Source organism: Colwellia asteriadis (genome assembly GCF_039523295.1).
GTDB classification, from domain to species: domain Bacteria; phylum Pseudomonadota; class Gammaproteobacteria; order Enterobacterales; family Alteromonadaceae; genus Colwellia; species Colwellia asteriadis.
Genome location: NZ_BAAAFA010000004.1, coordinates 159,414 through 173,591 on the forward strand (window position 1 = coordinate 159,414; position 14,178 = coordinate 173,591).

Consider the following 14,178-nt stretch of genomic DNA (forward strand, 5'->3'; position numbering starts at 1 on the left):
CTGAGTGAGTGATTTATTATCGCAAGACGAAATAGATGCGTTACTACACGGTGTCGATGATGTAGAAGAAGAAGAGGTATCCGAAGATACGGTTGAGTCCAGCACCGGTACTTCGGATTACGATTTTTCTTCACAAGATCGTATCGTTCGTGGACGTATGCCAACCCTTGAAATGGTGAACGAACGTTTTGCTCGTCATATGCGTATTAGTTTATTTAACATGATGCGACGTACGGCAGAAGTGTCAATAAACGGTATACAAATGATTAAGTTTGGTGAGTACATACATACTTTGTTTGTTCCTACCAGCTTGAATATGGTGCGTTTTCGTCCACTAAAAGGTACTGCGTTAATCACCATGGAAGCCCGCTTAGTTTTCATTCTTGTTGATAACTTTTTTGGTGGTGATGGCCGTTATCATGCAAAAATAGAAGGACGAGAGTTCACGCCAACTGAACGACGCATTATTCAAATGTTACTTAAGCTGATTTTTGAAGATTATAAAGAAGCTTGGTCACCAGTAATGGATGTGTCGTTTGAATATTTAGATTCAGAAGTTAACCCGTCAATGGCTAATATTGTCAGCCCAACCGAAGTTGTGGTTATTAGCTCATTTCATATAGAACTCGACGGTGGCGGCGGCGATTTTCATATTGCACTACCTTACTCAATGCTTGAGCCTATTCGTGAGTTACTTGATGCTGGTGTGCAAAGTGATAAAGAAGACACTGATATGCGTTGGTCTAAGGCATTACGTGATGAAATTATGGATGTTCCTGTTGCCGTTAACACTAAGTTTATTGAAGTAGACTTACCATTGAGTCAAATCATGGAGCTGCAAAAAGGCGATATTATTCCTATTGAAATGCCTGAACACATTACAGTATTGATTGAAGACTTACCTACCTTCAGAGCTAAGCTTGGTCGCAGCCGAGATAATGTAGCACTGAAAATAGAAGAAAAAATTAAACGACCAGAGTCGGTGAAATCTGAGCTAACGATACTAACTAAAGGAGGGAAACGCCTTGATAGTGACGCAGAGCTCCATCTTTTAGAAGATGATTTATAAAAAATAAAGCGAGTTACTTCGCATTGAATAAGAATTTTAGTGAGGCGTAGGGTATGAGTAACGATAAAGACGAAGATTTAAGTATGTGGGATGAAGCATTAGATGAGCAGGCTGAAGCAAAAGCCTCAACACTTGATGCTGAAACCGTTGAGTTAGAAGAGTTAACTGAAGATGACGCACCTATTACTGGTGATGAAAAGCGAAAATTAGATGCCATTTTAGATATTCCAGTTACTATTTCAATGGAAGTTGGCCGCAGCAATATTAGTATTCGTAATTTATTACAGTTAAACCAAGGTTCAGTCGTTGAACTTGACCGCGTTGCAGGGGAAGCTCTTGATGTTTTAGTTAATGGTACATTAATAGCCCATGGTGAGGTTGTTGTGGTAAACGACAAATTTGGTATTCGCTTGACTGATGTTATTAGCCAAGTAGAGCGAATTAAAAAGTTAAAATAACCTTGCAAAAAGCAGATGGATAAGATGATTTAATTATGCGTATATTCACAGCCATCACTAGCGGGCTATTTTCAAGCATTGCATTTGCACAAGAAAGTCTCACTCCAAATACCGCAAGCACCGATGCGTTAGTGCAAGACGCCCCACAAGTTGGGAAGCATGTTATGGCAAATATGGATGCTGGTAGCATGATTTTGTCATTACTAATGGTATTAGCACTAATTATTGTCAGTGCTTTTGTGTTAAAGCGCTTTAACCTGGTACAGCAAGGAGGCAGTCAACTAAAAGTGATTACTAGCTTATCTTTAGGCGCCAAAGAGCGTGTGGTAGTGGTTCAAGCTGGAGATAAACAATTATTACTTGGGGTTACTGCACAACAGATCTCCTTACTTGATACCTTAGAAGAGCCGTTAGCTGAGCCAACCTTAACGAAAGATTCTTTAAAAAAGCACAATATACCGGCAAGTATTTTATCTCTATTGGGGGCTAAACCCGCAAAGTCAGAAAAGTAGTTGTTTAAATGCAAGTAGTTAGGTAGTAATGGTTAAGTGATAATGGTTAAGTGAAAACAGTGAAGTCATCAAATATTGAACTTTGCTAGGTAATAAAGCGCAAAACTATATTACTAAACTATACATATTTAGGAAAAATATGAAAAAAATAATCTCGTTATTGATTTTAGTTTTATCGTTAACCAGTTTAAGTTTTGGTGTATCAGCAGAAGACTTATCTTTATCTGCGCTGAAACTGACAACGAACCCCGACGGCACACAAGAATATTCAGTAACGCTGCAAATTTTAATTTTTATGACTGCGCTGAGTTTTATTCCCGCAGCCGTCATTATGATGACTTCATTTACTCGTATTGTCGTGGTTATGGCGATATTACGACAAGCATTTGGTCTACAACAAACCCCTTCTAACCAAGTCATTATTGGTCTGACGTTATTTATGACGCTTTTCATTATGACACCGGTCTATAATAAAATAGATGAAACGGCCATTCAGCCATACTTAGCAGAAGAGTTAACCTCTATTGAAGCTATTGATCGGGGGAAAATACCGCTACGTGCTTTTATGTTAGAGCAAACTCGGCTAAAAGATTTACAAACGCTAGCTGAAATGGCGGGTATTGAAGAAGTAGATAATGTTACAGACTTACCAATGACGGTTATTATACCGTCATTTATTATTAGTGAATTAAAAACGGCCTTTCAAATCGGGTTTATTCTGTTTATTCCTTTTCTTATTATTGATTTAGTGGTCGCTAGTATTTTGATGGCTATGGGTATGATGATGTTATCCCCGATGATCGTCTCTTTACCGTTTAAATTAATGCTTTTTGTACTGGTTGATGGCTGGAACTTAGTGATAGGTACTATTGCAACAAGCTATGGTTTAGGTACTTAGCTCATTGGAAAGTAAACATTGATTTTAAACCATATAATTAACCTTAAATAGAGTCTTTTATGGGTCCAGAGATTTATATAGATATACTCGGTGATGCGCTGTTGTTAGTGATTATACTGGTCTGTGCCATTATTTTACCTAGCTTAGCGGTTGGTTTAATGGTTGCTGTATTCCAAGCTGCTACGTCTATTAACGAGCAAACATTAAGTTTTTTACCGCGTTTAATTGTGACGTTGTTAGCGTTGATTTTTGGGGGGCATTGGCTGGTACAAAAATTGATGGATTATACGATTAGGCTCATTGAGAGCATACCAAGTGTGATTATTTAATGGAGTTTACTGAGCTGGTTATTAATCAGTATATTGCTGATTTTATTCTCCCATTTAGTCGTATTTCAGCTTTGGTGATGACCATGATAGGTTTAGGGGCTAAAACTATCCCTGGTCGAATTAAATTATTTCTTTGTATTACAATCACCGTTGCTATTATGCCCGCTATTCCTCCTGCTAATGTGGATAATTTATTCTCTTTAGCAACGGCTATCTTATTAGGGCAACAAATGATCATTGGGGTCATGTTAGGCTTTGTAACGGTAATGGTCGTAAATACCTTTACCTTAGCTGGTCAAATTATCGCTATGCAATCAGGTCTTGGTTTTGCATCATTAATTGATCCTGCAAGTGGTATGAACGTTCCAGCCATTGGTCAGTTTTTTCTTATTTTATCTTCATTACTTTTTTGGGCGATGGACGGACATTTAGCTTATTTACAATTTATTGTTGCTAGTTTTGATACATTACCAATACCTACAGAGCATTTATCAAGTATTAAATACAAAGAAGTGGTTGAGTGGGGAGGCTGGATGTTTGCCACTGCGCTTTCTCTTGCCTTAGCGCCAATTACCGCGATGTTATTGGTTAACTTTGCATTTGGTATTATGACCAGAGCAGCGCCACAGCTGAATATTTTTGCTATTGGTTTTCCTATCACTATGATGGCTGGTTTACTTATTATGTGGTTAACTTTTGGTAATTTCTTTACTCATTTTGAATTACAGTGGCAGCGAGCTTTAGATTTTAGCTGTTATTTAATTGATTGTCAGGCAGCATAAATGGCAGAGTCAGATAGCGGTGAAAAAACCGAAGAACCCACAGCAAAAAAACTTACTGATGCACGTAAGAAAGGGCAAATAGCTCGTTCTAAAGACTTAGGTACTTTTTTTGTACTTGTTGGTTGCGCCTGTGCAATGTTACTTATGGGGGGCTCTTTAGCAGCATCTATCGCTCAAATGATGAAACGATTATTTAGCTTTAGCCGCGAAGAAGCAATGGATGTTAATGCCTTATTTAAAATTATTGATGAGGGCGTTACCTTAATTATTGCGCCTATGTTGTGGATTTTCGCTATTGTTGCGCTGGCAGCGTTTGTAGGTAATATTTTGCTTGGTGGTATGAGTTTTTCGTGGGCGGCTACCGCACCGAAGGCAAGTAAACTTTCTCCACTTGCCGGCTTTAAACGTATGTTTGGTGTACAAGCATTTGTTGAACTCATTAAATCTATTTTAAAATTTTTAGTGATATTTATTGTTTCGTACTTATTACTCAGTGGGTTATTTGAAGAAATTTTAGGTTTGAGTCGAGAATCTATACCGAATAATTTCGCTCATGCAACGACAATGCTATTGTGGATGTTTTTAGTGTTAGCGCTTTCTATTGGTATTATTGTCGTGATAGATGCACCTTATCAAGTGTGGAATCATGCCAAGCAATTAAGAATGACCAAACAAGATATTAAAGATGAACATAAAAATAGTGAAGGTAGCCCAGAAACTAAAGGGCGTATAAAAAGAGCGCAGTATGAAATATCACAACGACGAATGATGGCCGAAGTGCCTAACTCTGATGTCGTTATTACCAACCCTACGCATTACTCAGTAGCCTTAAAATACGATGCTGCTGTTGGTGGTGCGCCTGTTGTCATTGCTAAAGGGGTTGACCAAATGGCGATTCATATTCGTACTATAGCCAAAGAACATAATATTGAAATAATTCAGTCACCGGCTTTAGCACGATCGCTTTATTATACCACTGAAGCGGGTGATGATATTCCTGAAGAATTATTTGCCGCGGTTGCGCAAGTATTAGCGTTTATTTTTCAACTTAATGAGCATAAGAAAGGCAAGGCAAAAAGGCCAACCGCTATTCCGAAAACATTACCCATTCCAGATGATTTTAAATATTGATATAAGTGACTTGTTTTATTGATAAAAGTTAAACGTAATTTTATGGTACGAGATTTGCTTTTCTTATTATTACGTGTCAAAAAAATAACATGAAGTATTAATGCAACTACCCGCTTATTTAAACCGCTTTGATAAAAAGAACTTTCATCACCTGACTGGTTTAGGCACACCTATATTAGTGATGGCCGCACTCGGTATGGTTATTTTACCTATGCCATCGTGGCTGCTTGATATTCTATTCTCTTTTAATATCGCTTTATCACTTGTCGTGCTTTTAATTACAGTTTATACCCTAAAGCCGTTAGATTTTGGCTCTTTTCCTGCGGTATTACTGGTGGCCACTATTTTACGATTAGCTTTGAATGTTGCAAGTACTCGAGTAGTACTGTTAGAAGGTCATGAAGGTCCTGAGGCTGCAGGTAAAGTTATTGAAGCCTTTGGCTCGGTAGTTATTGGCGGTAACTATGCGGTAGGTATTGTTGTATTTCTTATTCTTATTATTATTAACTTTGTTGTTGTAACTAAAGGTGCTGGTCGTATCGCCGAAGTAACAGCGCGCTTTACCTTAGATGCTATGCCGGGTAAACAAATGGCGATAGATGCCGATTTAAATGCCGGTTTTATCACTCAAGAGCAAGCTAAAGAGCGCAGAACAGAAGTCACGAGTGAAGCTGACTTTTATGGCTCCATGGATGGTGCCAGTAAATTTGTTAAAGGTGATGCCATTGCTGGTATTTTAATATTATTTATTAATATTGTTGGCGGCTTAGTTATTGGTATGGTTCAACATGACTTAACCTTTGATGAAGCAGTAGAGATATACACGTTACTTACCATAGGTGACGGCCTAGTTGCTCAAATACCTGGGTTATTGCTTTCAATTGGTACTGCGATAGTTGTAACTCGTCAGAACACTTCACAAGACATGGGGGAGCAAGTTAGCGCTCAGCTTGGTCAAGGGAAGTCACTGTATATTGCTGCAGGTGTCATGTTTGTTATGGGTGTTATTCCAGGCATGCCTCACTTTGTGTTTTTACTTTTTGCTGCAATGATTGCGGGTACTGCCTTTTTAGGTAACCGTAATAAAATTAATAAAGCCGCTGAACTTGAAAAAAATGAACATGAAGAGAAAGCCCAAATCAAGCAAAAAGAAGATGAAGTTAAAGAGCTTGATTGGGACGATGTTAACCATGTAGATATTATTGGCTTAGAAATAGGTTATCGCTTAATACCTTTGGTTGATAAAGCGCAAGGCGGAGAGTTGCTTAGTCGAATTAAAGGTGTTCGTAAAAAGCTTTCTCAAGAGTTTGGCTTTTTAGTGCCAGCAGTTCATATTCGAGACAATTTAGATTTAGAACCCAACAGTTATCAAATTTCATTAATGGGCGTTAATGTCGGCTCTGCACAAATTAGACACGACCAAGAATTAGCCATAAACCCAGGCCAAGTTTTTGGCCAGTTAGAAGGCATTCCAACTAAAGACCCAGCTTTTGGTCTTGATGCCGTTTGGATTAACCAAAATCAACGTGAACAGGCGCAAACTTTGGGTTATACCGTCGTTGATTCGGCAACGGTATTAGCAACGCATTTAAGCCAAATATTAACTAATAACGCATCACAGTTGCTTGGTCATGAAGAAGTTCAAAACTTATTAGATTTACTGGCGAAAAATCATCCTAAATTAGTTGAAGGTTTTATTCCTGATACGCTGACTTTAGGCACTGTAGTGAAAGTGCTGCAAAGTTTAATGAATGAAGGTGTTGCTGTTCGTGATATGCGCTCAATAGTACAAACCTTAGTAGAGTACGGCCCTAAGAGTCAAGATGCAGAAGTGTTGACTGCTGCTGTACGTATTAGCTTACGTAAATTTATTATTCAAGACCTTGTCGGCGGTGAGCAAGAAGTCCCTGTCATAACTTTGGCACCTGAGTTGGAACAAATGTTGCACCAGTCTATGCAAATGGCCGGAGATGACGGCGCAGGTATTGAACCAGGGCTTGCAGAGCGTTTACAAAAATCATTAACTGATGGTGCTCATCAACAAGAGATGTCTGGAGAAGTTCCTATTCTATTAACATCGGGTATTTTACGTTCAGTGTTATCTAAATTTGTAAAATATACGATTCCAGGGTTGCGGGTTATTTCTTATCAAGAAATCCCTGATGATAAACAAATAAAAATAGTGAGTGTTATAGGTCAGTAATTTAGACCCAAGCAAAAATTTGCTTGATAACAAATAACATAGTAATGACTAGTTACACTGAGGTTTTATATGAAAATTAAACGTTTTGTTGCCAAAGATATGCGCAGTGCCTTAGCACAAATAAAAGATGAACTCGGTGTTGATGCCGTCATTATGTCAACTAAAAAAATTCCTGAAGGTGTTGAGCTAATGGCTGCGGTTGATTACAACCAGCCAATAACTACAAAAACACAACCACAAGAACAGTCATTATCGGCAAATAGTATTAACTCATTTGATGAGCGCAGTAGCAATAGAGCAGTAACAGACGATGTAGTTAATATTGGGAATCATGCCTCACATAGCCAAAGTGCTTCAACACGTCAAAATAGTGTCGCGTCAGAAAATGTAACTGTTAATGAAAAAGTAAACTCAACGGCCAATGAAGAAAACCATGCTGACAGCTTATCCGCTTTACTTAATCGTCAAGTTCAGCAAACAACGACACCAATGCCATCACATAGTCAGCCGACAGTTAATGACTTAACTGAAGAGGATGAAAGCATAGAGCAACAATTTAAAAGCTTTACTGACCGCTTAAGTCAATCAACTGTTTTAAATGAAGATGCCGATGATATTACCGCGAATGTAACTCCGTTTAATGCGCAACAAACAGTACCAACAGAAAGCCAAAGTGCGGCGGTTTCTTCGCAAGACTTTGCTAAAATGCAACAAGAAATGATGTCTATTCGAGCGCTATTAGAGCACCAGGTTTCTGGGTTGATGTGGCAAGATATGGCACAAAAGGATCCTCAGCGTGCGGTATTGGTAAGTCGTTTATTAGCACTAGGAATTAATGAGCAAATAGCAGATCAGATAGCGGGTTATGTGCCACCACAAACTTCTGAGCCAGAAGCTTGGCAACAAGCAACACAACTTATCGCTAAGCAAATAAATACCACGCAAAACGATATCATTCATCGTGGTGGCGTTGTTGCTTTAGTTGGCCCGACAGGGGTTGGGAAAACAACAACTATTGCCAAACTCGCTGCTGGTTTTGCGCAAGTTCATGGGAGTGATAATGTTGCACTTATTTCGACTGATACCTTTCGTATAGCGGGTTTTGAACAACTTGCAACGTACGGTAAAATTATAGGTTGTCAGGTCATGCTTGCTAAAGACAGTCAGGCATTAGATGCTTTATTACAGCAGTTTTCGAAGAAAAAACTTATTTTGATTGATACTGCGGGTATGGGGCAACGCGATATGCGTTTAGCTGAGCAGTTGGCAAACTTGGTTAATAATGCACGCGTTACTATTCGTAATTACTTGGTACTTGCTGCCAATACCCAACAGCGAGTTATGCAAGAAAATGTTGAACGCTTTAAAAAAGTACCAATATCAGGGTGTATTTATACTAAACTTGATGAAAGCGTTAGTATTGGCGAAATAATTACCACATCAATAAAAAATGGTTTACCAATTGGGTATCTTACTGACGGACAACGAGTTCCTGAAGATATTAAAGTTGCAAATGCTGAGAAATTAGTTACTCTTGCTGATAAGATGGCAAGTAAGCCAGCAAATGGTAATAATACACCTGTGCGCACTATGCCAGTTGCTCCCGCGGGAGTAATGTAGCGTGTTAGTTTATACGACAATAGAAGTAAAAATTTGATGATAGATCAAGCGAGTGGCTTAAGAAAAATGCAAGATTTACAAAAAGTTAAAGTAATCGCTGTTTCAGGAGGCAAAGGAGGCGTAGGTAAAACCAATGTTTCTTTGAATACCGCTATAGCATTAGGCCAACAGGGCAAGCGTGTTCTCGTTTTAGATGCCGATTTAGGTCTAGCTAATGTTGATGTAATGTTGGGCTTGAGGGTAAAGCGCAATTTATCACATGTGCTCTCGGGTGAGTGCGAGCTCGATGATATTATTATTGAAGGGCCTGCCGGTATTAAAATAATTCCAGCAACATCTGGCTCACAATCTATGGTTGACTTAACGCCAGCAGAGCATGCTGGATTAATTCGTGCCTTTAGTGAAATGCAAACTCAGTTTGATGTACTTATTGTTGATACCGCAGCAGGTATTTCAGATATGGTACTTAGCTTTACCCGTGCAGCACAAGATGTCATGTTAGTGGTTTGTGATGAGCCCACATCAATAACAGATTGTTACGCACTGATGAAGTTATTAAGTCGCGACCATGGGGTTTTCAAGTTTAAAGTTGTTGCCAATATGGTGCGAAATCCAAAAGAAGGCGAACAGCTTTTTGCTAAACTGACTAAAGTAACAGACAGGTTTTTAGATGTAGCACTAGAGTTAGTCGCGGTTATTCCCTTTGATGAAAATATTAGAAAGTCGGTTCGCAAGCAACAAGCTATTGTTGAAGCGTTTCCACAATCCCCAGCCGCTAAAGCATTTAGCAGTTTAGCGACTAAAGTAGGCCAATGGCCTATACCTAAACAAGCATCAGGACACTTAGAGTTTTTTATTGAGCAGTTATTAGCTAATTAGCTAGTTTATTCAAATCCATACGACTTTATGAGAGCATTATTACGTGGCAAAAGCGAATAGCTATAGTAATCAAATTGATAAAGCTGCGATACTTGAGCAACATACTGTTTTGGTCAAACGTATTGCCTATCACTTATTGGCAAGACTACCTGCAAGTGTATTAGTCGATGATCTCATTCAATCAGGCATGATTGGATTATTAGAAGCCGCTAATAACTTTGATAATACTAAAGGTGCTAGCTTTGAAACCTTTGCAGGTATTAGAATACGTGGTGCAATGCTAGATGAAATGCGTCGCGGTGACTGGACTCCTCGCTCAGTACATAAAAATAGCCGAATGGTAAGTGATGCAATCAATACATTAGAAGCTAAACTTGGTAGAGATGTTTCTGATATTGAAGTTGCTGAAAAACTTGATATTTCATTAAATGACTACCATCATATATTAAGAGAAGTCAGTACAGGTAAAATACTAGGCATAGATGACTTAGGTACAAGTGAAGATGCGTTAAGTTATACTGATGACAATATTGATGATGATCCCTATCTAAATATAGAACAAATTGCGTTTAAAAAGGCGTTAGCTGAGTGTATAAGCACTTTACCCGAGCGTGAAGCTCTAGTACTGTCGCTATACTACGATGAAGAATTGAATTTACGTGAAATTGGTCAAGTACTTGATGTAAGTGAATCAAGGGTGAGCCAAATTCATAGTCAAGCAATGCATAGGTTAAAAGCGCGTATGCAATCTTGGCAAAATTAACTAAACTATTAAATCGATAACAATTAACTTCACTGTTAAAATAAGTTTGATAGTATAAATAATACCACCATTATTAATTTTAAATGTTTCGCCGGAGGGTGCCTTGGATAAAAATATGAAAGTGCTTGTAGTTGATGACTTTTCAACCATGAGACGTATAGTAAAAAATTTATTGCGTGATTTAGGCTTTACCAATATTCAAGAGGCGGATGATGGCAGCACAGCATTACCGATGCTTCAAGGTGGAGATTTTGACTTTGTTGTAACTGATTGGAATATGCCTGGTATGCAAGGTATTGACTTATTAAAAGCAATACGAGCTGATGCGAGCTTATCTCACATCCCTGTCTTATTAATTACTGCAGAAGCTAAAAAAGAGCAAATAGTTATGGCAGCTCAAGCAGGGGTAAATGGTTATATCGTTAAGCCATTTACTGCGGCAACGTTAAAAACTAAATTAGACAAAATTTTTGAGCGTTTGGGTTAATAACTGTTTTAGCTTTATACGAATTTAATATGCTAAGAATATGGTTTGCATAAGTATTAAGGACTTTGCATGAGTATAGCTATGATGGGGCGGATCTCTTTAGAGCAAGCAAAATCGCTAGTTGAGTATCTTGAATCTGGGCAGCAAGATGCTGCCGATGCAATTATTGCAGAAATTCAAAACCCAATTAACTCGGAACTGTTTGCAGAAATAGGTAAGTTAACACGTCAACTTCATGACTCGTTAACGAACTTCCAAGTTGACTCTCGTTTAAGTGACTTGGCTAATGCTGATATTCCGGATGCGAAAGAGCGCCTGAATTACGTTATTGAAAGAACAGAAGAAGCAGCAAACAAAACTATGGACGCTGTTGAAGCTATTTTTCCAGTGGTTGATAGAATATCAGAACAAGTTGATGCAGTTAATCCCGCTTGGACTAAACTGATGAATAATCAAATTGATTTAGCTGAGTTCAAAAGCCTTTGTTTGGGTATTGACACACTACTTAAAACAACAGGTAAAGAAACTCAATTAATACATGGCTTAATGACCGATGTCTTAATGGCACAGGATTTCCAAGATCTAACAGGCCAAGTTATTCGTAAGGTTATTGATTTGGTTCGAGAGGTTGAAGACAGTTTAATTAACATGTTAACCGCTTTTGGTATCACTTCTGATGATGATAAAAATCAAGCGACACCTAAAGTCGGTGACAATTTAGTTGAAGGTCCGATAGTAAACACAGAAAACAGAGACGATGTTGTTGAAGATCAAGACGATGTTGATGATCTTTTATCAAGTTTAGGATTTTAATGGGAGTTGCTGCATGTCTTTTGAAGCAGATGAAGAAATTTTACAGGATTTTTTAGTTGAAGCGGGTGAAATCTTAGAGTCTCTTTCAGAAGAGCTAGTTGAGCTAGAAAATGATGTAGATAACTCTGGGCTATTGAACTCTATCTTCCGTGGATTTCATACAGTGAAAGGGGGAGCAGGGTTTTTAAGCTTGAATGAGCTTGTTGAAGTCTGTCATGGTGCGGAAAATATCTTTGATTTATTACGTACTGGACAACGACGTGTTAATCCTGAGCTTATGGATACTATTCTATCTGCTCTAGATACGGTTAATGATATGTTTGCTTTAGTGCAAAATAGCCAGCCATTAATTCCTGCAGATCCGCAACTATTAGCTGAATTACATCGCCTTAGTACTCCTGATTCAGCAGGCGCTGCTGATCCAGCTCCAATTGAAGCTGTCGTTGAAGATGCTACGGTAGCTGTTAATAACGATATTAATGATGAAAACTCAAATGATACAGGCTCAAATGATGAAATGACCGAAGATGAGTTTGAGCGCTTACTCGATGAGTTACATGGCGGTGGGGAACCTTCAACTCCTGCGCCATCAGAAGAGGTTAATGTAGCTCCTACGGCTAGCAATCCAACCGATAGCAATGAAATATCAGACGATGAATTTGAATCATTGCTTGATGAATTACATGGTCAAGGGGCTTTTTCTTCAGAAGTTGCAGCGTCCTCTCAAGCCACTTCTAGTACATCTTCGGATGATATAGATGACTTAGAATTTGAAAAACTACTCGATGAGTTACACGGTAAAGGTAATGCCCCAAGTACCGCAACTGACAGTACAGCAACCGAAAATACAGTTGAAAATACTCCCCCTGCAGTGACTCCAGATCCTGTTACTCCGGCTAAGCCAGCAGCAGCTAAGCCATCAACACCAAGTCCTGCGCCGGCACCAGTAAGCTCTGCTCCTGCTAAAGTCGCAGAGAAGAAAGCAGCAGCGGCATCACAAGGTGAAACCACTGTTAGGGTTGATACAAAAAGGCTTGATCAAATCATGAATATGGTTGGTGAGCTCGTACTCGTTAGAAATAGGCTAACCAGTTTAGGGCTAGTGTCTGATGATGAAGATCTCACTAAAGCGGTAACTAACTTAGATGCAGTGACTACCGACTTACAGGGCGCCGTGATGAAAACACGGATGCAGCCTATTAAAAAGGTTTTTGGTCGTTTCCCTCGAGTTGTTCGTGACTTAGCTCGAAGCCTGAAAAAAGATATTAAGCTTATTCTTGAAGGTGAAGAAACTGATTTAGATAAAAACTTGGTTGAAGCTCTAGCCGATCCTCTAGTTCACTTAGTACGTAACTCTGTTGACCACGGCATTGAAGCACCAGATGTTCGTGAATCAATAGGTAAGCCTAGAGAAGGTACTGTTGTTTTATCAGCCTCTCAGGAAGGAGATCATATATTACTGACCATTAAAGATGATGGTGCAGGTATGAACCCTGAAAAATTAAAAAATATTGCGATAGAACGCGGTGTTCTTGATGCGGATGCCGCAGCACGTATGTCAGATAAAGAGGCGTATAGCTTAATATTTGCTCCAGGTTTCTCTACTAAAACAGAAATATCTGAAGTATCGGGTCGTGGTGTTGGTATGGATGTGGTTAAAACTAAAATCACACAACTTAACGGTACGGTCAACATTGACGCTGAGCTGGGTGTAGGCACAGTGTTAGAAATTAAAGTTCCTTTAACTTTAGCTATATTACCTACACTAATGGTTGTGGTTGGTAAGCAAACATTTGCTTTACCGCTTGCTTCAGTCAATGAAATATTTCATTTAGATTTATCTAATACCAACAGTGTTGATGGTCAATTAACCATTATAGTTCGAGAAAAGGCTATTCCTTTATTTTACTTAGATCAGTGGTTAGTCAAAGGGTATACATCGAAGCCTCGCGATAAAGGTCATGTTGTTATTGTACAGTTAGGTAATCAACAAGTTGCTTTTGTTGTTGATAGCTTAATTGGTCAAGAAGAGGTTGTTATAAAACCACTCGATAGATTACTTCATGGTACACCAGGCATGGCAGGAGCAACCATTACTAGTGACGGCGGCATTGCACTTATTTTAGATATAGCAAACATATTAAAGTTTTATGCTAGAAAGTCACCGGTTAATAAAAAACTGCGTAGTTAGCTATTGAAGGCGCTTTATTTTCGAGCGCCTTCAACTTACCTAT

At 38.8% G+C, this 14,178-nt stretch carries 14 protein-coding genes; all 14 read left to right on the top strand.

What is annotated here, in order from left to right; genetic code table 11:
* Positions 1–4: 4 nt before the first annotated feature.
* The 14 genes from fliM (at position 5) to ABD005_RS07250 (ending at position 14,135) form a co-directional block, all read left to right on the top strand.
* A complete protein-coding gene (gene fliM / locus ABD005_RS07185; RefSeq protein ID WP_215979817.1) occupies positions 5–1,069 on the top strand; it encodes a flagellar motor switch protein FliM in 1,065 nt (354 codons plus the stop codon).
* A gap of 53 nt (positions 1,070–1,122) precedes the next feature.
* Positions 1,123–1,527 carry a flagellar motor switch protein FliN gene (fliN, locus tag ABD005_RS07190; RefSeq protein ID WP_215979818.1) on the top strand — a complete coding sequence of 135 codons (405 nt, stop codon included), beginning with the start codon at positions 1,123–1,125 and terminating at the stop codon, positions 1,525–1,527.
* A 35-nt stretch (positions 1,528–1,562) separates the two neighbouring features.
* Complete coding sequence (gene fliO, locus ABD005_RS07195; RefSeq protein ID WP_343816635.1) at positions 1,563–2,039, top strand: flagellar biosynthetic protein FliO; 477 nt, start codon at positions 1,563–1,565, stop codon at positions 2,037–2,039.
* A gap of 139 nt (positions 2,040–2,178) precedes the next feature.
* Complete coding sequence (gene fliP, locus ABD005_RS07200) at positions 2,179–2,937, top strand: flagellar type III secretion system pore protein FliP (RefSeq protein WP_215979820.1); 759 nt, start codon at positions 2,179–2,181, stop codon at positions 2,935–2,937.
* A gap of 59 nt (positions 2,938–2,996) precedes the next feature.
* Positions 2,997–3,266 (top strand): flagellar biosynthesis protein FliQ, encoded by a 270-nt coding sequence (gene fliQ, locus ABD005_RS07205; RefSeq protein WP_215979821.1) that lies wholly within the window; start codon positions 2,997–2,999, stop codon positions 3,264–3,266.
* Complete coding sequence (fliR, locus tag ABD005_RS07210; protein WP_343816638.1) at positions 3,266–4,048, top strand: flagellar biosynthetic protein FliR; 783 nt, start codon at positions 3,266–3,268, stop codon at positions 4,046–4,048. Before fliQ ends, fliR begins: the two co-directional genes overlap by 1 nt.
* A complete protein-coding gene (gene flhB, locus ABD005_RS07215) occupies positions 4,049–5,179 on the top strand; it encodes a flagellar biosynthesis protein FlhB (protein ID WP_343816640.1) in 1,131 nt (376 codons plus the stop codon). It abuts the gene before it with no gap.
* A 100-nt stretch (positions 5,180–5,279) separates the two neighbouring features.
* On the top strand, positions 5,280–7,382 hold the full coding sequence (flhA, locus tag ABD005_RS07220; protein WP_215979824.1) for a flagellar biosynthesis protein FlhA: 2,103 nt from the start codon (positions 5,280–5,282) through the stop codon (positions 7,380–7,382).
* A 69-nt stretch (positions 7,383–7,451) separates the two neighbouring features.
* Entirely contained in the window at positions 7,452–9,002 is a 1,551-nt protein-coding gene (gene flhF / locus ABD005_RS07225) for a flagellar biosynthesis GTPase FlhF (protein ID WP_215979825.1), read from the top strand.
* Between the two features lie 36 nt (positions 9,003–9,038).
* A complete protein-coding gene (locus ABD005_RS07230; protein WP_215979826.1) occupies positions 9,039–9,881 on the top strand; it encodes a MinD/ParA family protein in 843 nt (280 codons plus the stop codon).
* Between the two features lie 43 nt (positions 9,882–9,924).
* The gene (locus tag ABD005_RS07235) at positions 9,925–10,644 is read left to right on the top strand and encodes an RNA polymerase sigma factor FliA (RefSeq protein ID WP_343816645.1); all 720 of its coding nucleotides are present in this window, start codon (positions 9,925–9,927) and stop codon (positions 10,642–10,644) included.
* A gap of 103 nt (positions 10,645–10,747) precedes the next feature.
* Positions 10,748–11,131 carry a chemotaxis response regulator CheY gene (cheY, locus tag ABD005_RS07240; RefSeq protein ID WP_215979828.1) on the top strand — a complete coding sequence of 128 codons (384 nt, stop codon included), beginning with the start codon at positions 10,748–10,750 and terminating at the stop codon, positions 11,129–11,131.
* A 69-nt stretch (positions 11,132–11,200) separates the two neighbouring features.
* A complete protein-coding gene (locus ABD005_RS07245; protein ID WP_215979829.1) occupies positions 11,201–11,944 on the top strand; it encodes a protein phosphatase CheZ in 744 nt (247 codons plus the stop codon).
* A 13-nt stretch (positions 11,945–11,957) separates the two neighbouring features.
* Complete coding sequence (locus ABD005_RS07250) at positions 11,958–14,135, top strand: chemotaxis protein CheA (RefSeq protein ID WP_343816647.1); 2,178 nt, start codon at positions 11,958–11,960, stop codon at positions 14,133–14,135.
* The last annotated feature ends 43 nt before the right edge of the window (positions 14,136–14,178 follow it).